The organism is Bradyrhizobium sp. 137 (assembly GCF_023074095.1).
Classification (GTDB): Bacteria; Pseudomonadota; Alphaproteobacteria; order Rhizobiales; family Xanthobacteraceae; genus Bradyrhizobium.
In genome coordinates this window covers 29,813-50,864 of record NZ_JADPKU010000028.1, presented here as the reverse complement: position 1 = coordinate 50,864, position 21,052 = coordinate 29,813, and the positions used below count along the sequence as shown (strand labels likewise).

Annotated in this window: 17 protein-coding genes; 8 read left to right on the top strand and 9 right to left on the bottom strand. The window is 65.1% G+C overall.

Annotation, left to right across the window (positions count from 1 at the left end):
* Nucleotides 1-191: 191 nt before the first annotated feature.
* The 4 genes from IVA78_RS05570 to IVA78_RS05555 form a co-directional block, all read right to left on the bottom strand.
* The gene (locus IVA78_RS05570; RefSeq protein WP_247281780.1) at nt 192-962 is read right to left on the bottom strand and encodes a TIGR02186 family protein; all 771 of its coding nucleotides are present in this window, start codon (nt 960-962) and stop codon (nt 192-194) included.
* Nucleotides 959-1,876 (bottom strand): sulfite exporter TauE/SafE family protein, encoded by a 918-nt coding sequence (locus IVA78_RS05565; protein ID WP_247281779.1) that lies wholly within the window; start codon nt 1,874-1,876, stop codon nt 959-961. The genes IVA78_RS05570 and IVA78_RS05565 overlap by 4 nt, the downstream gene beginning before the upstream one ends.
* A 276-nt stretch (nt 1,877-2,152) precedes the next feature.
* Nucleotides 2,153-5,542 carry a tetratricopeptide repeat protein gene (locus IVA78_RS05560; RefSeq protein ID WP_247421714.1) on the bottom strand — a complete coding sequence of 1,130 codons (3,390 nt, stop codon included), beginning with the start codon at nt 5,540-5,542 and terminating at the stop codon, nt 2,153-2,155.
* Nucleotides 5,543-5,908: 366 nt separating this feature from the next.
* Entirely contained in the window at nt 5,909-6,499 is a 591-nt protein-coding gene (locus tag IVA78_RS05555) for a PadR family transcriptional regulator (protein ID WP_247421713.1), read from the bottom strand.
* A gap of 198 nt (nt 6,500-6,697) precedes the next feature.
* Here IVA78_RS05555 and IVA78_RS05550 point away from each other — a divergent pair, with 198 nt between their 5' ends.
* The 4 genes from IVA78_RS05550 (at nt 6,698) to IVA78_RS05535 (ending at nt 12,617) form a co-directional block, all read left to right on the top strand.
* The gene (locus IVA78_RS05550) at nt 6,698-7,081 is read left to right on the top strand and encodes a nuclear transport factor 2 family protein (RefSeq protein WP_247307861.1); all 384 of its coding nucleotides are present in this window, start codon (nt 6,698-6,700) and stop codon (nt 7,079-7,081) included.
* Between the two features lie 113 nt (nt 7,082-7,194).
* Nucleotides 7,195-8,985, top strand: a complete 1,791-nt coding sequence (locus IVA78_RS05545) for an acyl-CoA dehydrogenase C-terminal domain-containing protein (RefSeq protein WP_247421712.1) — start codon at nt 7,195-7,197, stop codon at nt 8,983-8,985.
* A 52-nt stretch (nt 8,986-9,037) separates the two neighbouring features.
* On the top strand, nt 9,038-10,246 hold the full coding sequence (locus IVA78_RS05540) for an acetyl-CoA C-acetyltransferase (RefSeq protein WP_247421711.1): 1,209 nt from the start codon (nt 9,038-9,040) through the stop codon (nt 10,244-10,246).
* Nucleotides 10,247-10,403: 157 nt separating this feature from the next.
* Entirely contained in the window at nt 10,404-12,617 is a 2,214-nt protein-coding gene (locus tag IVA78_RS05535) for an FAD-dependent oxidoreductase (protein WP_247421710.1), read from the top strand.
* A 130-nt stretch (nt 12,618-12,747) separates the two neighbouring features.
* Here the strand turns inward: IVA78_RS05535 and gstA are convergent, their stop codons facing one another.
* Entirely contained in the window at nt 12,748-13,362 is a 615-nt protein-coding gene (gstA, locus tag IVA78_RS05530) for a glutathione transferase GstA (protein ID WP_247421709.1), read from the bottom strand.
* Between the two features lie 126 nt (nt 13,363-13,488).
* On the opposite strand from gstA, the gene IVA78_RS05525 reads away from it, so the two are divergent.
* The 3 genes from IVA78_RS05525 (at nt 13,489) to IVA78_RS05515 (ending at nt 16,132) form a co-directional block, all read left to right on the top strand.
* Nucleotides 13,489-13,986: a MarR family winged helix-turn-helix transcriptional regulator gene (locus tag IVA78_RS05525; RefSeq protein WP_247281771.1), complete on the top strand. Its 498-nt coding sequence runs from the start codon at nt 13,489-13,491 to the stop codon at nt 13,984-13,986.
* A 98-nt stretch (nt 13,987-14,084) separates the two neighbouring features.
* Nucleotides 14,085-15,455 carry a glutamate--cysteine ligase gene (locus IVA78_RS05520; protein WP_247281770.1) on the top strand — a complete coding sequence of 457 codons (1,371 nt, stop codon included), beginning with the start codon at nt 14,085-14,087 and terminating at the stop codon, nt 15,453-15,455.
* Nucleotides 15,456-15,565: 110 nt separating this feature from the next.
* A complete protein-coding gene (locus IVA78_RS05515; RefSeq protein ID WP_247282045.1) occupies nt 15,566-16,132 on the top strand; it encodes a PAN domain-containing protein in 567 nt (188 codons plus the stop codon).
* A gap of 57 nt (nt 16,133-16,189) precedes the next feature.
* On the opposite strand, the gene IVA78_RS05510 is transcribed toward IVA78_RS05515, so the two are convergent.
* From IVA78_RS05510 to IVA78_RS05495, 4 genes are all read right to left on the bottom strand, one after another.
* Nucleotides 16,190-16,759, bottom strand: coding sequence for a nucleotidyltransferase family protein (locus tag IVA78_RS05510; RefSeq protein ID WP_247421708.1), 570 nt, complete (start codon nt 16,757-16,759; stop codon nt 16,190-16,192).
* Nucleotides 16,760-16,876: 117 nt separating this feature from the next.
* Nucleotides 16,877-17,656, bottom strand: a complete 780-nt coding sequence (gene lepB, locus IVA78_RS05505) for a signal peptidase I (protein ID WP_247281768.1) — start codon at nt 17,654-17,656, stop codon at nt 16,877-16,879.
* On the bottom strand, nt 17,653-19,080 hold the full coding sequence (gene tldD, locus IVA78_RS05500) for a metalloprotease TldD (protein WP_247281767.1): 1,428 nt from the start codon (nt 19,078-19,080) through the stop codon (nt 17,653-17,655). The genes lepB and tldD overlap by 4 nt, the downstream gene beginning before the upstream one ends.
* Before the next feature lie 112 nt (nt 19,081-19,192).
* Nucleotides 19,193-19,726: an invasion associated locus B family protein gene (locus IVA78_RS05495; RefSeq protein ID WP_247281766.1), complete on the bottom strand. Its 534-nt coding sequence runs from the start codon at nt 19,724-19,726 to the stop codon at nt 19,193-19,195.
* 448 nt (nt 19,727-20,174) lie between these two features.
* On the opposite strand from IVA78_RS05495, the gene coxB reads away from it, so the two are divergent.
* Nucleotides 20,175-21,014 carry a cytochrome c oxidase subunit II gene (gene coxB / locus IVA78_RS05490; protein WP_247281765.1) on the top strand — a complete coding sequence of 280 codons (840 nt, stop codon included), beginning with the start codon at nt 20,175-20,177 and terminating at the stop codon, nt 21,012-21,014.
* Nucleotides 21,015-21,052 lie beyond the last annotated feature (38 nt).

Sequence of the window (21,052 nt, the reverse complement as noted above, 5' to 3'; positions counted from 1 at the left end):
CACAGACCCCATCAGGCCTTGGCAGGACAAACTCCCAAGGCCTTCGCCGCTACCAAGACCACCGCGATCCAATCAGCGAATTATTGAACATCGACAATTTGCGAGGAGCCCTTGCGACGAAGCAATCCAGAATCCCTCCGCGACGGCAATCTGGATTGCTTCGCTTCGCTCGCAATGACGGAGTGTGTGGCTCAATCCTTCCGAAACACGATCGACGCCATCCAGCCCGTCATCAGCGCCATCGCTGCGGTGGCGAGGCCATAGAGAAGCCCATGTTGTCGCGCGCTGGTGGCGACGAACTGCTCCAAGCCGACCTTGACGATCTCGAACGCGGTCTCGGTCTTGCCGATGAACGCACCGCTCGCAAACAGCTTGATCTCCACCTCATAAGTGCCGATCGGCACCTCTGCCGGCAGCGGAATGCCGGTGCGGAACAGCGTCGGCGTCAGGAACGTCACCGCGCTCGCATCCTCCCGATAGAGCCCGTCCTGGGTGCGCAGGCGGATGAAGGCGGAGCGGAACGCATCGTTCGGCACCACGTCGGCATAGTCGCCGCTGACCCGCTGGGTCAGCAGCACGTTGTTGAGCCCGATCTGCTGCCGCCGCGCGATCTCGGGCGAGGTGATCACATCGAAGGGACGGTTGGCGAACAGCGCCAGATAGCTCGGCACCTCCAGGAATTGCCGGTAGTCGGTGTTGATCCAGATGCCGAAGGTGCGCTCCTTGCGCCGCGTCACCATGTCGGCGCGCGGGCCCAGCACGGTGACGACGAGATCGTAACTCGTGCGATCGGCCGGGGTCGTCGCATCCTTTTCGATCGAGCCGAACAGCACCAGCTCCTCGCCTGAATAATTCGGCGTCACGGTGACGCGGTGGTTGGAGACCGACACGATCAGCCGCTCGGCGCGCGCGCCGCCGACGAGCAGCAGGACGAGAAGCACTGCGACAAGCGCGCGCGTCATCCGCTCACTCCCAGCTCACGGATGGTGAAGAGGTCCGCAGGTTGGATCACCAGCTCGATCGCGAAGCGGATGCCGACCGAGAGGATCAAAAGGCCGAGCAGCAGCCGCAGCTGCTCGCCGCGGATCTTTTGGCCGGCGCGGGCGCCGAACTGCGCGCCTGTGACGCCGCCGACCATCAGGATCAGCGCCAGCACGGCGTCGACGAGGTGATTGGTCACCGCGTGCAGCATGGTCGCGAACAGCATCGTGACCAGGGTGAGGACCATCGAGGTGCCGATCACGGTCGAGGTCGGCACCCGCAACAGATAGATCATGATCGGCACCAGGATGAAGCCGCCGCCGATGCCCATGATGGCGCCGATGAAGCCGATCATGATGCCGACGACCACGACGGGAATCACCGAGAGGTAGATCTTCGAGCGCTTGAACCGCATCTTCAGCGGCAGGCCGTGGATCCAGTTGTGCGCGCGGCGCGGCGGCACCGCGCCGCGCCGGGTCCGCATAAGGGCGCGCAGGCCCTCGGAGAACATCAGGCTGCCGACGGTGCTGAGCAGCACGACGTAAGAGAGCGCGATCATCAAGTCGAGCTGGCCGAGCGCACGGAGCCGGGTGAAGGTCCACACGCCGAGCGCCGTTCCGGTCACGCCGCCGCAGAGCAGGACGCTCGCAAGTGCCGGATCAATCGCGCGCCGCCGCCAATAGGACAGTGCGCCGGAAAAGGAGGAGGCCGCGATGTGGCTCGCGACCGAGGCGACCGCGACCGCCGGCGTGATGCCGATGAAGATCAGCAGCGGCGTCATCAGGAAGCCGCCACCGATCCCGAACATGCCGGACACGAAGCCGACCGCGGCGCCCATGGCGAGCACCAGGAAGACGTTGACCGGAAGATCGGCGATCGGAAGGTAGAGCTGCATTGAACCACGCGCCGGCGGGACAGATCGATTGCCGCGGAATGCTCGCGGGAAGGTCGGAACGATTGCCCCGCCCCTCCATAGCGGAATTCGCTGTCGGGAGGGATCGGGAAATTTGCGCGTGGTGAATGCGCGCGACAGCGGCATCCAAGCTCTTTCTCCTCACCCTGAGGAGCCTGCGCAGCAGGCGTCTCGAAGGGCGAGGTCCGGATTTAGAGCCGGGCCTGCATGGTTCGAGACGCGCGCAAGAGCGCGCTCCTCACCATGAGGGGAAAGAGCTTAATGCGCCGCCGACGCCGACTTCTTGGTCGCGACCGGCTTCGGCGCCGGCTTGGCGCTCGCCTGCGGCGCGCTATCCCAGCCGCCGGCGGGCGTCGCGACATTGACGGCATCGTCGGGCTGCGGTTCGGCGCTGAAGGTCTGGATTGCGAGCTTGGCGGCGGCGAGCGATTGCGGGTCGAGACGTTTGGCGACGTCGTCGCGCTTGCCGGCCGCATCTGCGTCGCCCTGAGCGGCGGCCAGGCTGAACCATTTGTAGGATTCGGCGAGGTTCTGTTCGACGCCGATGCCGCGGGCATAGAGAATGCCGAGGTTGAACTGGCTGTCGGCAACGCCGCGGTCGGCCGCTTTGCGGAACCACAGCGCCGCGCTCTTGTAATTGGCGCCACGTCCGCCGCCATCGGCATCGAGCACGGCGAGATTGTGCATCGCCTTCGCGTTGCCGCGCTCGGCGGCCTGCGTGTAGTAGCGGCGGGCGATATCGGCGTCCTTCTTCACGCCAAGGCCCTTCTCGTAGAGCGTGCCGAGGCGGAAGGTCGCGGGCACCACGCCGGCCTGCGCCGCGCGGTCGTACCATTTGGCGGCTTCGTCGTAGTTCGCAGCGACGCCCTTTCCTTCCGCAAAGCGCACGCCGATCTCATAGGCCGCGGTCGCATCGCCCTTCATCGCGGCGGTGCGCAGGCCCGGGCCGCCGATGCCGTCGGGCAGCTTCTCGCTCGGCGGCACCTGGATGAGGCCGAGCTTGCCCCGGCTCGTGCCCGACAGCGCGCCGGTGACGTCGTTGGAGACAGGCGGGGCCGCGGGAGGGACCGGCGGGATTTCGACCGAGGCCGAGCTGCCCGGATTGGCGGCGGGAGCCGGCGCGGCATTGTTCTGGGATTGTCGTCCGATCGGCGTCGGCGAGGTCATCGAGGGTGTGACCTGTTCGGGCGTCGCGGGCTTGGTCTCGACCGGGGGCGGCGGGGCCAGCGGTGTGGGCTGGCTCGACGAATTCTCCATCGTTTGCGGCGCCGGCGGCGGGCTGCCGCCTTCGAGCAGGCCCATCGCCATCTTGAAGGTGCCGAGCACGATCACGACAACGCTCGCGCCGACCAGCAGCGAGCGGATCTTCGACGTGATGGTCGAACCGCCGTCCTTGCCCTTGTCCTTGGAGCGATCGGCCCCCGCCTTGGCGGCGCGGCCGGTCTTTTCCGGCTGCGCGGCGGCGGCCTGGGCGGCGCGGCGCGCGGCGGCGATGAAGCTGGACGACGACACCGGCTCTTTCGGAGCGGTGGGAATTCCGCTGATTGCGCTCTCGGAGGCGGCGATGCGCTCCGACGGCGTGGCGACGCGTCCACCCGGCCGTGTGCCCGGCTCGAGCGGATGATCCGGCGGCAATTCCGGCGCGAGTGCAGCGCGCGCGGGCGCGGTGTGCGGCTCCAGGATTTCGCTGATCGCACGCGGCGGAACGGGTGGTGCCGGCGGCACCGGCGGCGGCGCGGCATGGAATTCGCGCGGCGCGGCGGCGAAGGCGGCCTGCGCTGCCTGCGCGGCGGCCGGGTTCGGCAGCTCCGGCTTCGGATCGTATTTCGGCTGCTGCTGCGGCGGCCGCGGCTCGCGCGCCATCGGCGCGGGCTCCATCGGAGCGGCCTCCATCGGAGCGGCCATGGGCATCAGCGGTGCCGGCGGCGCGGTGCGCACGGCGCGCAGATCGCCCTCGATCATGGAGAGGCGGTCGACGACATGACCGAGCGTGTTGTGAACGGCTTCGAGCGAATCCTGCGTATTCCGGTTGGTCTCGGCCTGGCTGAAGCGGATGTCGGAGAGCTCGCGCTTGACGAGATCGACCACGCCGGAATCGGGCGGCGGCGGCGAATTGCGGCTCTCGGCCAGCGCGGAATAGGTCGCCTGCTGCCGCTCCAGGTGCCTCAGGATGTCGTGCAGCCCGTCCTCGACGCGGCTCAGATTGCCGCTGCGTGGATCGGAGGCGGCCTCGATCCGCTCCAGCAGATAGGAGACACGCTGCTCGAGATGGGCGAAGGTCGAGGCCGAATCGCTGCCGACCTGCATGCGATCGAAGCGATCCGACAGCGCGCGGATCGCAGCTTCCAGATGCTCGGTGCTCTCGGACGGCTGGGGCCGCTCGCGGGTTTCCAGCGCCGCCGTGAGCGCCGCGATGCGCTGCTCCAGCACCGCAAAGCTGTCGCTCGGGCCGGTGGCGCGGGTGATCTGGTCGACCTTGGACGACAGCAGCTGCACGTCTTCGGACAGACGCGCCAGCGCTTCGTTCGAGGCGACGTTGGAGACGATGCTGCGCAGCGCCGAGATCGCGTCTTCGAGCTGGCGCACTGTCGAGGGATCGTCATTGGCGCGCAGGATCAGATCGAGCTTGGCGCCGAGATTGCGGATCGCCTCGTCATAGCCGGTGAGTTGCTCGGCCGGCGTCAGCGTGCGCAGCACCTGCTTGATGTCGGACAGCGCGCGCTCGATGCCTGATAGGACCTGGCCGTCGGTGCCGTTGGAGCGGGTCTCGTCGATGCGACGGTGCAGCGAGCGGATCTCGTTCTCGATCGATTCGATCGCGCGCCGCGGCATCGCCTCGGTGATGGCGTGACGGATCTCGGCAAGCTCGCTGCGGAAGGCGGTGATCGCCTGCTCGGTATTGTCAGGGCGCTGGAGCGACTCGATCTGGCTCGTGATCTTGAGCAGATGGCGCTCGAGCGAGGAGAAATCCGGCCCCGACGGTTGGGGCGGCGGCGCGTAGGCGGGGGCGGGTGGCGCCGCCATCGGCGCGATCGGCGGCGCGGCGCGCGGCGGCATCGGCCGCGATGCAAAGCCGTCGAGCTCGCTCTGCCGCGCCGTGATCTCGGCGACCGCGACGTCGAACGACGCCGGGCTCAGGGGAGGCGAGCTGCGATAGACCTGGGCTGCCGCGCGCTCGACCGCATCGGCCTGGCGCTGGCGCGTCTCGACCGGTGACGGTGGCGGCCGCTGGGTCTGAGGCTGCTGCTGCGGCTTCGAGATTTGCGACAGCCGTGCATCGAGCCGCGAGATCGCATCATTGAGCTGGCGCGCGACGCCCTGCTCGCGCGAGATCTCCTGCCGCGAAGGGTCCTGGCGCTGGGCGGGCTTTGAAATCCGTTCGATCTGCTGGGTGATCGCGTCGAGCCGCTGGTGGATGTCGGCGACTTCGCGGCTTTCCTGGCTCGGTCCGTGCGCCTGGCTCGGTCCTTGCGGAATGTGCTGCGAACGCTGGTCGTAAGGTGCGCGAAAGTTCGGCGCGGCAGTCTCGCCGAGCGTGGAGTTCAGCCAATCGTTGAGTGACATGCCGGCTCTGCGCGCAGCAGCTTCGGCCCGCTCCCGGACGGATGGATCGATGCCGTCAACACTCCACGATACGCGCGAATTCATGACTCTGTCCGGTTCCGACTCCGGCGCCCCACCCGGCGCCTCCAGCCTCCCCTCGCGTGCCGGTTGCAAACACAACCGAATTTGCGCGGGTCGTCTGCCTCGAAAACCGACTTTTTCCTGTTACGGTAAATAACGGGTTAAGGAACGCTGGCGTGATGTCCTAAAGTTGGGCGGAGGGAACCGGGAGATGATGGTCGTCGCGCCCCTCGGTCGTCAAGCAACAGGTGTCACCCCCGTGAAGGCGGGACATCCAGTACTCCGAAGCAGCGGCTGGAATCGAGCGGCCGCGGCGTACTGGATCGCCCGCTTCGCGGGCGATGGCAGCGAGCAAGACGCGACGGTTCACCCTCGCGTCGGGCCAGCCGCTCACCCCTTCCCCTCGCGTTTGCCGTCTTCCAGCGGCACCACACTGGTCTTGCCGCTCATCGCCGAGAGCGCCTCAAGCGCCTCCTCGCAGAAATCGGCCACCATCTGCTCGTGCCGGGCGCCGAGCTGAAGCAGGAGCAGATTGCCGAGGTCGAGCCGGCCTTCCGCCGTTCCCTCCGGAAAACGCTTCTTCAGGATGCGCTCGTAATTGGCGTGGCGGTCGCGGTGATGCTCCAGGCGGGCCATCAGATCAGTGCGCATGGGCTCGATGTCGATGCTGTCGAGCGCATGCAGCCGCACCAGGAGGTCGTCCTTGATCGAGGGCGGCGTGCTGGGCCGCGCGGCCCAGTGCCGCAGTGCTGTTCGGCCCTCGGGAGTAAGGGTATAGATCAGTTTATTGGGCTTGCCTGACTGCACGACCTCGCGGCCCTGGATGTAGCCGCGGTCGCGCAGCTTGGAGAGTTCGCGGTAGATCTGCTGGTGGTCGGCCTTCCAGAAGAAGCCGATCGATGAATCGAACGTCTTGGCGAGTTCGTAGCCCGTCATCGGACGTTCCGTCAGGCAAGCGAGGATTGCGTCGCCTAATGCCATGACCGGCCTCCCTTCGCGAATTTGACCGACTTACTTGACTTTATGCGCATCGGCGCATATGCGTCAATGTGCATATGAGGCAGCTTGCGCACGGGGCCGAAGACCCCGACGGAAAATCCAGCGGAATCAACCTCCTCGCTACTGTGCATGGGGTTGTTTTTGCACTTTTTGCCCTTGCCCTTAGGGAGGCACCCGAGAATGACCGGTCTCGATTCCTGGTACGCCTACATGAAGTCTCACGACCGCGCCGCGCTCTGGGACCTTCTGCACCCGGATGCCGTGTTCGAAAGCCCCGTCGTGCATTCGCCGCAGCGCGGGCGCGACATCACCTTCAAATACCTCTCCAGCGCCGAGAAGGTGCTCGGCGGCCCGGGCTTCACCTATGTCGGTGAATGGCGCAGCGACACTGGCGCCGTGCTCGAATTCAAGAACGTCATCGATGGCATCGAGATCAACGGTGTCGACATCATCAGTTTCGACAGCGACGGACGCATTACCCATTTCAAGGTGATGGTGCGTCCGCTCAAGGCGATCAACATGCTGCACCGCCTGATGGCGGAGCAGTTGGCCGCCCAATCATGACACTGCCCTGAGGTTGCGGAAGCCGCTAAGCTCGCGACTGCGCCGCAGGGACTTCACGAGAATTCCACCACTTCAAGGCTCAACCAAGTCGAGGCCCGTGCCGGGAGAACGCCATGCCGATCTATAAAGCCCCCGTCGACGATGTGAACTTCCTGCTCAACGACGTCTTCCAGATCGATCGCTACGACAATCTGCCGGGCTTCTCGGATGCGTCCAGCGACGTGCGCGAGGCGATCCTCGGCGAGGCCGCCAAGCTCGCTGAAGAGGTGCTCCAGCCGCTCAACCGTATCGGCGATCTCGAAGGGTGCAAGCGTGCCGATGACGGCAGCGTCACCACGCCGAAGGGGTTCAAGGAGGCGTTCAAGCAGGTCGCCGAGGGCGGCTGGCTTGGTCTGTCGGCGCCGACCGAATATGGCGGGCAGGGGCTGCCGGTGACGCTCTCCCAGGCGGTCAATGAATTCCAGATCTCCGCCAACATGGCGTTCTCGATGTATGGCGGCCTCACCATGGGCGCGACCGCGGCATTGCTGGTGCACGGCACGCCCGAGCAGAAGCAGACCTACGTGCCGAAGATGGTCGCCGGCGAATGGACCGGCACCATGAACCTGACCGAGCCGCATTGTGGCACCGATCTCGGCATGCTCCGCACCAAGGCGGTGCGCCAGGCCGACGGCAGCTTCAAGATCACCGGCACCAAGATCTTCATCTCGGCCGGCGAGCATGACCTCGCCTCCAACATCATCCACCTCGTGCTCGCCCGCATCGAGGGCGCGCCCGCCGGCATCAAGGGCGTGTCGCTGTTCGTGGTGCCGAAATTCCTGGTCAACGCCGATGGTTCGGTCGGGCAGCGCAATGGCGTCGTCTGCGGCTCGATCGAGCACAAGATGGGCATCCACGGCAATTCCACCTGCGTGATGAACTACGACAACGCCACCGGCTGGCTGATCGGCGAAGAGAACAAGGGTATGCAGGGCATGTTCGTGATGATGAACGAGGCTCGCCTCGGCGTCGCCGTGCAGGGCCTCGCGCAATCCGAGGTCGCCTATCAGAACGCGGTTGCCTATGCCCGCGAGCGTATCCAGGGCCGCGCGCTGACAGGCGCCAAGGCCCCGGACAAGCCGGCCGATCCGATCATCGTTCATCCCGACGTGCGCCGCACGTTGCTCTCGATCCGCGCCTTCAACGAAGCCGCGCGCGCCTTTGTGATCTGGACCGCGCTGAAGAGCGACGTCGCGCATCGCTCGGAGGATCCCAGGGATCGCCAGGCCGCCGACGACCACATGGGCCTGATGACGCCGGTGCTGAAGGGCTTCCTTACCGATTACGGCTTTGCCAATGCGGTGCAGGCGCAGCAGATGTATGGCGGCCACGGCTACATCGCCGAGCAGGGCATGGAGCAGTTCGTGCGCGATGCCCGCATCGCGATGATTTATGAAGGCGCCAACGGCATCCAGGCGCTCGACCTCGTCGGCCGCAAGCTGCCGCGGGACGGCGGCCGCGCCATTATGGCCTTCTTCGGCGAGGTCATGGCCTTCGCCAAGGAGAACGGCGGCGACGAGGCGCTAAAACCGTTCATCGCTCCGCTCTCGACCTCACTCGGCCATCTCCAGCAGGCCACCACCTGGCTGATGCAGAACGCGATGGCGAAGCCGGACAATGCCGGCGCCGCCGCAACCGATTACCTGCATCTCTTCGGCTTCGTCGCGCTCGGCTACATGTGGGCGAAGATGGCGAAGGTGACGCTAGGGAAGATTGCCGAGAGCGGGGCCACGCCCTATCTCTCGACCAAGCTCGTCACCGGCCGCTTCTTCATGGAGCGGATGCTGCCGGAGACCGCGGCCAATCTCGCGCGCATCCAGGCCGGCTGCGCCACCATCATGGAACTGCCGGCGGAAGCGTTCTGACCTGCTTCCGCCGCCTGCTCCCAATCGTTGAACATCACATCAGGAGGGCGTCATGCCTGAGGCATTCATCTACGACCACGTTCGCACCCCGCGCGGCCGCGGCAAGGCGGACGGCGCGCTGCACGAAGTCACGGCGCTGGCGCTCGCGACCGTGCCACTGAAGGCGCTGAAGGACCGCAACAACCTGTCCGAGGACTCGGTCGATGACGTCGTGCTCGGCGTGGTCGATCCGGTGGGCGAAGCGGGCAGCGACATCGCGCGCTTCGCAGCGCTGAAGGCGGGTCTCGGCCAAGCCGTGCCCGGTGTGCAGATCAGCCGCTTCTGTGCCTCAGGTCTCGACGCCGTGAACTTTGCCGCCGCCCAGGTGATGAGCGGCCAGCATGAACTGGTGATCGGCGGCGGCGCTGAATCCATGAGCCGCGTTGGCATCGGCGCCTCCGGTGGCGCCTGGCCGATGGATCCCTCAATGGCGGTGCCGGCCTATTTCATGCCGCAGGGGGTCTCGGCCGATTTGATCGCCACCAAATATGGTTTCTCGCGCGACGACGTCGATGCCTACGCGGTGCAAAGCCAGCAGCGCGCGGCCAAGGCGTGGGACGAGGGCCGCTTCGATAAGTCGGTGGTGCCGGTGAAGGACATCAATGGCCTCACCATCCTCGCCAAGGACGAGCACATGCGGCCCTCGACGACGATGCAGTCGCTGGCCCAGCTGCAGCCGTCCTTCACGATGGTGGCGCAGATGGGCGGCTTCGACGGCGTCGCGGTGCAGTCGCATCCGGAGATCGAGCGCGTCAACTACGTGCACCACGCTGGCAACTCCTCGGGTATCGTCGACGGCGCCGGCGCCGTTCTGCTCGGCAGCAAAGAGGCAGGCGCGAAATACGGCCTGAAGCCGCGTGCCAAGATCCGTGCCTTCGCCAATATCGGCTCCGAGCCGGCGATGATGCTGACCGGTCCAGTCGACGTCACCGAAAAACTGTTCGCGCGCTCCGGCATGAAGAAGTCCGACATCGACCTGTTCGAGCTCAACGAGGCCTTCGCCTCCGTCGTGCTGCGCTACATCCAGGCCTTCGACATCGACAATGCCAAGATCAACGTCAATGGCGGTGCGATCGCGCTCGGCCATCCGCTTGGTGCGACCGGCGCGATGATCCTCGGCACCGTGCTCGACGAGCTCGAGCGCACCAACAAGTCCACCGCGCTGGTGACGCTGTGCATTGGCGGCGGCATGGGCACCGCAACCATCATCGAGCGCGTGTAACGCGCTGCTGTAGGGTGGGCAAAGCGAAGCGTGCCCACCACTGCGGTCTTCGAAAATGATGGTGGGCACGGCGCAGGAGCGCCTTTGCCCGCCCTACGAGATCTCAAGTCAACCGCCAGCGCCTGAGATCGGCGGCCGGCACCGAGGAGCAACCAACATGTCGTACAAGAACTTCAAGCTTGAGACCGATTCCGACGGCATCGTGCTCGTCACCTGGGACATCCCGGGCCGTTCGATGAACGTGCTCGACGAGACCTCGACCAATGAGCTCGACGCGATCGTCAAGGCGACCACGGCTGATGCCGCGGTGAAGGGCGTCGTCATCACCTCAGCGAAAGAAGCATTCTGCGCCGGCGCAGATCTCTCGATGCTCGAAGGCATGAACCAGGCCTACGCGAAGGTCTTGAAGGAGCAGGGCGAGACCGCGGCGAACCAGATGCTGTTCGAGCAGAGCCGGCGCTTCTCGCAGGTCCTGCGTTCGATCGAGACCTCCGGCAAGCCCTGGGCGGCGGCGATCAACGGCCTCGCGCTCGGTGGCGGTTTCGAGATCACGCTGTGCTGCCATTATCGCGTTGCCGCCGAGAATCCCAAGACTCGTCTCGGCCTGCCCGAGGTCAAGGTTGGCCTGTTCCCCGGCGCTGGCGGCACGCAGCGCGTGCCGCGTCTGGTGCCGCCGCAGGACGCGATGACGATCCTGCTCAAGGGCGATCCCGTCACGATCGAGAAGGCGAAGGCGCTGAACCTGATCCACGCCATCGTTCCCGCTGCCGACCTCATCAAGGCGGCCAAGGACTGGATCAAGGGCGGTGGCAAGGCGGTCGCACCCTGGGACGAGAAGGGTTTCAAGCTGCCCGGCGGTCCGGTGTTCTCAAAGGCCGGCATGATGATGTTCCCGGCCGGCAACGCAATCTATCGGCGCGAGACCTACGACAATTATCCGGCCGCGCGCGCGATCATGAGCTGCGTCTATGAAGGCCTGCAGCTGCCGATCGACGCCGCCTTGCGCGTCGAGTCGCGCTATTTCACCTCGGTGCTGCGCTCAAAGGAGGCGGCCGCGATGATCCGCAGCCTGTTCCTGTCGATGCAAGAGCTCAATAAGGGCGCACGCCGTCCGAAGCACGTGCCGCCGACCAAGGTGAAGAAGATTGCCGTGATCGGCGCCGGCTTCATGGGCGCGAGCGTCGGCTACGTCTCGGCTCGTGCCGGTCTCGACGTCGTCCTGATCGATCGCGACCAGGAGAGCGCCGAAAAGGGCAAGGCGCATGCGCAGAAGGTGATCGAGGAGCAGATCAAGAAAGGCCGCGCCAAGCCTGGCGATGCCGAGGCGCTGCTCGCCCGCATCACCGCGACGGCGGACTACGCCGCGCTGAAGGATGTCGACCTCGTCATCGAGGCTGTGTTCGAGGACCGCAACGTCAAGGCGGAGACCTTTGCCAGGGCGCAGGAGTACCTGAAGTCCGACGTGATCTTCGCCTCCAACACCTCGACGCTGCCGATCACCTCGTTGGCCGAGAGCTTTAAGGACCAGGGCAAGTTCATCGGCATCCACTTCTTCTCTCCGGTCGAGAAGATGATGCTGGTCGAGATCATCCTGGGCAAGAACACCGGCGATGTCGCGCTTGCGACCGCGCTGGATTACGTCCGGCAGATCGGCAAGACGCCAATCGTCGTCAACGACAGCCGCGGCTTCTTCGCTAACCGCTGCGTCGGCCGCTACGTCGCCGAAGGCAACGAGATGTTCCTGGAAGGCGTGCCGCCGGCAATGATCGAGAACTGCGCCAAGATGGCCGGCATGCCGGTCGGCCCGCTCTCGCTGTCGGATGAAGTCGCGCTCGACCTCGGTCTCAAGATCATGAAGGCGACGGAAGCCGATCTCGGCCCCAACGCCATCAATCCCGAGCAGAAGAAGCTGATGGTCGAGATGGTCGAGAAGCAGGGCCGGCTTGGCCGCAAGAACAGCAAGGGCTTCTACGACTATCCCGAGAAGGGCAAAGGCCAGAAGAGCCTGTGGCCGGGTCTCTCGGCCTTGCAGCCGAAGCAGCTTGACCCTGACACGCTCGACATCGAGGAGCTGAAGCAGCGCTTCCTGGTGGTGCAGGCGGTGGAAGCCGCGCGCACGGTCGAGGATCACGTCATCACCGATCCGCGCGAGGCCGATGTCGGCTCGATCCTCGGCTTCGGCTTCGCGCCGTTCACCGGCGGTACGCTGTCCTACATCGATTTCATGGGTACGAAGAAGTTCGTCGAACTCTGCCACAAGCTCGAGGCCAAATACGGCTCACGCTTCACGCCGCCGAAATTGCTCGAGGAGATGGCCGCAAAGGGCGAAACCTTCTACGGCCGCTTCGCGCCGAAGAAGGCGGCGGCCTGACGGAACCCGTCATTCCGGACAGTCCGCAACGCGGACTGATCCGGAATCTCGATCGGCTTTGCTCGGTCATGCAACAACTGCGAGCTACCGGGTCCGCCGCGTCGCGGCGCCCCGGAATGACGAAGAACAATCACTTCGCCTGAAGCAGCCCTTCCTTCCTCAGCGCTTCCTGCACCTGCGGCCGCGCGGCGACGCGGGCCTTGTAGGCGGTCAGGTTAGGCATCGCCGAGAGGTCGAACTTCATGCGGTCGGCCCAGGTCAGCATCGTGAACAGATAGCCGTCGACGACCGTGAACTGCTTGCCCATGAGGTAGTCGCGGCCGGCGAGCTGGCTGTCGATATATTTCAGCTTGCCCATGACGCGGTCCTTGAAGAAGGCCTTGGCCTCGTCGTTCAGCGCCGGGGCGAACAGGGGGCCAAAGCTCTTGTGCACCTCCGAGGTGAGGAAGTTGAGCCATTCGAGCAGCTTGTAGCGCTCGGAACTGTCGCGGGCGGGGGCCAGCGCCTTGCTTGATGCCTGATCGGCGATCATCTGGACAATCACCGGGCCTTCGGTCACGATCTCACCGCTGTCGAGGCGTAGCGCAGGGACCTGGCCCTTGGGGTTCAGCTTCAGGTAATCCTCACCATTTTCGAGCTTCTTGGCCCGGATATCGACCTTGACCAGCTCATAGGGCAGGCCGGCCTCCAGAAGCGCGATGTGGGGGGACAGGGAGCAGGCGCCGGGCGAATAATACAGTTTCATGGAATTTCCTCCTCATGACGCTTGGTTGGAGCGAAAGAACGACTACATGCGCTTGCATGAAATAGTCAAGATTGATGCAGGTGCATCGAATGAGGTAAAGAGCGGGCGACGAGCTTGAGCGGGACCATGAAACGCAAACCATCGACCGAGGCAACTTCGGCCTGGATCCGCCTGATGCGGGTGCAGAGCCGCGTGCTCGATTGCGTCGAGCAGGATCTGAAAAAGGCCGGGTTCCCGCCGCTCGCCTGGTATGACGCGCTGCTCGAACTGTCCCGCGCCCCCTCTGGCGAGTTGCGGCCGGTGGAGCTCGAACGCCAGATGTTGATCCCGCAATACTCGACCTCGCGGCTGATCGACCGCCTGGTCGACGAAGGTCTCGCCTTGCGGCGCGAATGCAAGATCGACAAGCGTGGCCAGTTCGTCGAGATCACGGAAGCCGGCCGCGAGTTGCAGAAGCGGATGTGGGGCGCCTATTCGGCCGCGATCGAGAAATATGTCGGTTCGAAACTATCGGATGCCGACGCCGTCAAGCTCAGCGGTCTGCTCGATCGCCTCGGCTGCTCGTGCGGCGAAATGAAACTGCCGCCCGCCGCAAACGCCAACGAAAGCACACCGTCGCGATGATCGCGCGGCAAACCAGCACGTCCGCGCGCCCGGCGGGTTCGCGGACGCTCCCCGTCACCCGCGCGTTCGGTCGAAGCGCTTTTTGATTAGAGTTTGATATGGCGCGAGACCAGATCGACATGACGCCACTGCAATCGCGCGACGAGCTCGTCGCGTGGTTCGAGGCCGGCTGCAAGGATCCGTCCGAATTCCGCATGGGGACCGAGCACGAGAAGACGCCGTTCACGCTCGAAGGCCACCGACCGGTGCCTTACGAGGGGGCGCGCGGCATCGGCGCGCTGCTCGAGGGCATGAAGCTCCTGCTCGGCTGGGAGCCGATCATGGAGCAGGGCAATATCATCGGCCTCTACGACGTCACCGGCGGCGGTGCCATCTCCCTCGAGCCCGGCGGACAGTTCGAGCTCTCCGGCGCGCCGGTCGAGAACGTGCACCAGACCCAGAGCGAGCTGATGGCGCATCTGGCGCAAGTGCGCGAGATCGCAACCCCGCTCGGCATCGGCTTCCTCGGGCTCGGCATGACGCCGTCCTGGTCGCGCGCGGACATCCCGGTGATGCCCAAGGGCCGCTACAAGATCATGACCAATTACATGCCGAAGGTCGGTCAATATGGCCTCGACATGATGTACCGGACTTGCACCGTGCAGACCAATCTCGACTTCTCCTCGGAAGCCGACATGGTCAAGAAGCTGCGCGTCTCGCTCGCGCTTCAACCGGTCGCGACCGCGCTGTTCGCCAATTCGCCGTTTACCGAAGGCAAGCCGAACGGCTTTCTCTCCTTCCGCTCCGAGATCTGGCGCGACACCGACAACGCGCGTTCGGGCATGATGCCGTGGGCGTTCGAGGACGGCATGGGCTTCGAGCGCTATGTCGACTACGCGCTCGACGTGCCCATGTATTTCGTCAAGCGCGGCGAGCAGTACATCGACGTATCGGGCTCCTCGTTCCGTGCCTTCTTCGACGGCCGCAACAACAATCTTCCGGGCGAGCGACCGACGCTGTCGGACTGGGCCAATCACCTCTCGACGATCTTCCCGGAAGTCCGGCTCAAGCGCTATCTCGAGATGCGCGGCTCCGACGGTGGTCCGTGGGGCCGGTTGCCGGCGCTGCCGGCGTTCTGGGTCGGGCTGCTCTACGACGATGTCTCGCTCGACGCCGCTTGGGAAATCGTGAAGCACTGGAGCGCGCCTGAACGTCAGGCCTTGCGCGACGACGTGCCGCGCTTCGGCTTCAAGTCGCGGATCAGGGATCGTTATCTCTTCGAGGTCGCCAAGGAGTGCCTGGTTCTCGCACATGCCGGCCTGCGCCGGCGTGGCCGGCTCGACCAGCTCGGCCGCGATGAGACGAGGCATTTGGAGCCGCTCGATCGCATCATCGAGTTCGGCCGGACGCCGGCTGAGGAGATGCTGGACAAGTTTAATGGTCCCTGGAAGGGCTCGGTGGAACCTGCCTACGCGGAATACGCTTTCTAGATTAGGCTAATAGCAGGCAATTGAGCCGTTCATCGCCCGTACAGGTTTGCGGCGATCAAATGATCGGCTGGAAAAACCTGTGCATCGTCAATAACTCGAAAGCTGTTCCGATGGGAAAGGGCCGCCTGCCTGGGGTCGTTATGGCCCGCGTCTTGGCTTGCGTCGCGCTGCTTTCGCTCCTGTTTGCGAGCGCGCCGGCGCCGGCGCAGACGGCGTTCGACCGCCCAGGCGGCGACTATTTCAACACGCCGGTCACTTCGGGCGACCCTGAGGATTGCGCGCTGCTGTGCGAGCGTGACCGCCGTTGCCGCTCCTGGAGTTTCAACTATCCCGACGTCGAAGGCGGCTCGGCGGTGTGCTGGCTCAAGAATACGGTGCCGACGCGGGTGCCGGGCAATTGCTGCATCTCCGGGGTGCGCGGCGCTGGCGTGATCGAGCCGCGCATCGAGGGTGTGGAAACGTCGATCGATCGCCCGGGCGGCGACCTGCGCAATTTCGAGCTCAAGGTCGGCGAGGGCGAGGAGACCTGCAAGGCCGCCTGCACCGCCGACAACAAATGCCGCGCCTTCACCTATGCCCGTCCCGGCTACACCGGGCGCGAGGCGCGCTGTTTCCTGAAGAAGGAAATCAAGCCGCCGCGGCGGAAGGCCGGGTTCACGTCCGGCGTTGTGAGATAAGCCTGTGTCCCGGACAAGACACATCGCTGGCGATGTGTCTTGTCCGGACACGAGAGGTTACGCGCCCGCCGCAATCACGGTAAGCTCCGGCCACAGCGCCTTCCATCGCGCGGATTTTGCCTCGTAATTGGCGGCGGAAAAACTCAGCGCCCGATTGGGCCGTACGATCAGCCTCGCGACGTCGTCGAACCCGTGCGGCGCATAGACATCGAAACCGTCGCCCGCGCGTCTCACTCCGATTTGCGTGTTCTGCGTCAGGAAGCGGTCGATGCCGTCGGTCGAGCATGTCAGCGGTGGATAGGGCAGACCGTGCTTGTCGGGGTACCACAGATGCACGCGCGCCTGGTTACGAACCTCGACCTTGGCGGCGAGATGCGCGAGCCGCGCATGCAGCGTGCGGATCACCGCATCCTCCGCCTCCCAGGAGGTATCGGAATCGAAATAGAACACGTCGTAATCGGCGATACCGTGATCGATCGGGCGGCTCGTGACCGCGTTCCACACCGATTGCACTAGGCAGCCTGCGACCAGCCACGCATCCGGCAGCGCGAGTCGGCCGAGTTCATCGACGATCGCGGCGTTGACATGGTTTTGCAGAGCGAGAGCGAGGAATTCTTCTTTGCTCATGGCAAACCGTAGGAATCGTAGGGTGGTCAAAGGCGCGCGCTCCTTCGCGCGTCGTGACCACCATCACTTACGATAGAAGCGGTGGGCACTTTGCCCACCCTACGATCTACACTCTACTCAATGCACAGCGGTGAAGAACCGTGCGAGCCTGAAGCCGGAGAGCCAGGTCCACACCGGCTGGCCGCGGATGCCGAGATCCCAGGAGCCGAGCACCGCGTCCGCGCGGCCGACCAGGTTGTCGATCGGCAACAGGCCGACGCCGCCGGAGCGCAAAGGTACGCGGCTGTCGGCGGAATTGTCACGGTTGTCGCCGAGCACGAACAGATGGCCTGCTGGCACCGTCACCTCAGGCGTGTTGTCGAGGGGGCCGTTGTCGCGCATCTTGAAGATCAGGTGCGACACGCCGTTCGGCAACGTCTCGACATAGCGGTAGGCTGGCTCGCTGCCGCCCTTGTCGTCCTCGGCAGCGCCAACGCCATCGGGCTTCAGCTCGGCGGGACGGTCGTTGATGAAGAGCTGCCCCTGCCGCATCTGGATGCGGTCGCCAGGCAAGCCGACGACGCGTTTGACCCAGGCCTGCGAGCGATCACCTGGCCAGCGGAACACGACGACGTCGCCGAGTTTCGGCGTCTCCGCGAACACGCGGCCAGTCTCCGGCAGGTTGATCTGAATCGGCAGCGACGAGGTGCCGTAGCCATAGGGAAATTTCGAGGCGAGCAGCGCATCGCCGATCAGCAGCGTCGGCTCCATCGAGCCCGACGGCACGTAGAACGGTTCGGCGAGCGCGCCCTTGGCAATGAACACGGCGGCGACGATGCCGGCGAGTTGCATCAGCTGTCCGCCCCAGCCACTGCTCTTCCGCTTGGTGGTGACAGTGACCTTTTCTTCAACGCTCATGCGCCCGTTCCACCCACCGTGATGCGTTCCATCAGAAGCGACGGCTGGCCGACCCCAACAGGCACGCCCTGGCCGTTCTTGCCGCAAGTACCGATGCCGGTGTCGAGCGCGAGGTCGTTGCCGATCATGCGGATGCGGTGCAGGTCGGTCGGCCCGTTGCCGATCAGCATGGCGCCCTTCAGGGGCGCCCCCAGCTTGCCGTTTTCGATCTTATAGGCCTCGGTGCACTGGAACACGTATTTGCCCGAGGTGATGTCGACCTGGCCACCGCCGAAATTCGCGGCGAACACGCCGTTCTTCACGGAGGCGAGGATCTCGGCGGGATCGCGGTCGCCCGCGAGCATGTAAGTGTTGGTCATGCGCGGCATCGGCACATGGGCGTAGCCCTGGCGGCGGCCGTTGCCGGTCGGCTTCATGTTCATCAGGCGCGCGTTCTGGCGGTCCTGCATGTAGCCGACCAGGATGCCGTCCTCGATCAGCACGGTGCGATTGGTCGGCGTGCCCTCGTCGTCAATGGAGAGCGAGCCGCGGCGCGAGGCGATGGTGCCGTCGTCGACCACGGTGACGCCCTTGGCCGCGACCTGCTGGCCCATCAGGCCGGCAAAGGCCGAGGTCTTCTTGCGGTTGAAGTCGCCCTCGAGGCCGTGGCCGACCGCTTCATGCAGCATCACGCCGGGCCAGCCGGCGCCCAGCACCACATCCATCTCGCCGGCGGGAGCCGGAATCGATTCCAGATTGACCAGCGCCTCGCGCAGCGCGCCCTCGGCGGCTTCGCGCCAGGACCTGCTCTCGATGAATTCGCCATAGCCGGCGCGGCCGCCATAGCCCTTGCTGCCGCTCTCCTGACGATCGCCCTGGCCGGCGACGACGGAGATGTTGACGCGCACGAGCGGGCGGACATCGCGATAGCTCTCGCCATCGGGGCGCAGGATCTCGACCACCTGCCAGGTCGCGCCCAGGCTGACGCTGACCTGCCGCACCCGCGGATCCTTGTCGCGCAAGTAGGCATCGATCTCGGCGAGCAGCTTGACCTTGGTCTCGAAGCCCGGAGCATCCAGCGGATTGTCGTCGCCATAGAGCCGCACATTGGTGTGCGGGGGCGGAGCCGCAAAACTGCCGGAATAGCCGCCGCGCACGGCCGCGACCGCATCCGCGGCGCGAATCAGCGCCGGCAGCGACACGTCGGAGGAATGCGCATAGCCGACCGCGTCGTCCTTGACGGCGCGCAGGCCAAAGCCTTGCGAGGTGTCATAGGTCGCCTGCTTCAGCCGCCCATTGTCGAACATCAGCGCTTCGGTCTGGCTGTATTCCAGGAACAATTCGCCGTCGTCGGCACCGGCCAGCCCGCGCGCAACCTCGTTGCGAACCTGGTCGCGGTCGAGATTGGCGCGGTCGAGCAGGGAGGTTGTGGCAGGGTTGGTCATGCGTCCGTCCATTATCGGGAGGTGTGGGGCAAGATAATGATTTCGGAACGGTTCCGCGAGGGCACGAAGCCTCACATTACGGAAACAATAGGATCGCCCTCGATCTCACACCCTACGGCAGCTTGTCGTATCCCTCACCCAGCCCATTCAGGCTGAGCGGGAAACCGATGCCCTCTTCCGGGGTCTCGAAGATGATGAAGGTGGCGGTCTTGGCGCCGCGGAGCTGACCCAGCAGCTTGTCGTCCATCACCACCTCCGCCACGCAGCCATTGGGCAGGCATCTGACAAAACCGGCGCGGCCGACGTCCTGGTTGTCGAGCTTGAGGCCGAGGCCGGAAGGCAAGAGCACGCCGAGCGGAGCGACCACCCGCATCAGGCGGCTCTTCTGGTCGGCGGTCTTGAGCACGATCACGGTCAGGCCGGCATTGGAGCGGTCTTCCGCCACCACGCTCTGGATCAGGGCGCATTGCTCGGTCTGGGCACCGGGCGGGGTGTCGCAGCGGATCTGCCAGTCGCCATGGACGGAGCGCACCGCGCCCTGCGCATGGGCCAGGCCAGGCAGCGCCAGGACGGCGAGCGCCACCAGCAGGGTGGCCAGCATCGTGGGCCCGCCAGCCTGCCTTGCCATGCTTCTCGAAAGCCCCATCGGGTCGGTCCCTCTGCTCGCCTGGTTCGCTCGCACCTGGCGGACTGATACGGGAATGACGGCGTCTTGAAGGCAATTCCCAAGCAAATATCGCGCCGCCGCGCGCCACCATCGCCCGCACGAATCAGGTTCCTGCGCGGCCGTCTGTCAGTGCCTACCGCGGGCAATCTCGCTGTCAAGCCGCACCATGCCGGGAAACGGTATTTTTGTCTGATGTTACTAGGAAATATCTTGCGGGTGATGCCTGGCAGCTGAGGCCCAAGACTGCATTGCGATAGATCAAGAATTATGGTTTGAGAGGCTTGATTTCGGCGTTCTAGCGATCTGGCCCCAATTCCTCTTAGAGGTATTCTTGCGCGGCGGTTTGTCAGACGGGCGGATGGAATAAGCGTTTCCTGGAAATAGGGAAATGCACGTGGGGTGATTTCGTAAGGGGAGCGCGAACGGCATGAGGATGTCGATGGGCCGGATGGGCCGGCAGTTGCTGGGATTGGCCGTGGCGGGTCTGACGCTGGCGACGGGCGGTGTGGCATTCGCCGAGCTCGGGCAACCGGCACCGTGGGAGTGGACGCTCCAGCAATCCGGCTCGCCGGTGATGGACAACATCGTTTGGTTCCACAACTTCCTGTTCGTGCTGATCACCCTGATCACGCTGTTCGTCCTGGCGCTGCTCGTGGTGGTGGTCGTCAAGTTCAACGCGAGGGCCAACCCGGTGCCGTCGCGGACCACCCACAACACGCTGATCGAGGTGGCCTGGACGCTCGTTCCGGTGCTGATCCTGGTCGGCATCTCGGTGCCGTCGTTCCGGCTGCTGTTCCTCGAGCTCGACGTGCCGAAGGCGGACCTGACGATCAAGGCGACCGGCAAGCAGTGGTACTGGTCGTATGCCTATCCTGATAACGGCAAGTTCGAGTTCGACTCGTTGATGGCCCAGGACAAGCAGCCCCGCTTGCTCGGCGTGGACAACGAGATGGTGGTGCCCGTCAACAAGGTGGTTCGGGTCCAGGTCACCGGCGCGGACGTCATCCACGCCTTCGCGCTGCCGGCTTTCGGCGTCAAGATCGACGCCATTCCAGGCCGGCTGAACGAGACCTGGTTCAAGGCGGCAAAGACCGGCACGTTCTACGGCCAGTGCTCGGAGCTGTGCGGCAAGGATCACGCCTTCATGCCGATCGCGATCCGCGTGGTCGACGACCAGGAGTTCGCCTCCTGGGTCGAGACGGCAAAGAAGAAATTCGCGAGCGGCGGCACCAGCACCTACGCCTCCGCGGCCGGCCCGACGCAGTAAGCGCCGGGCGGAAGCTCGAGGGACTGAAAGCGATATGA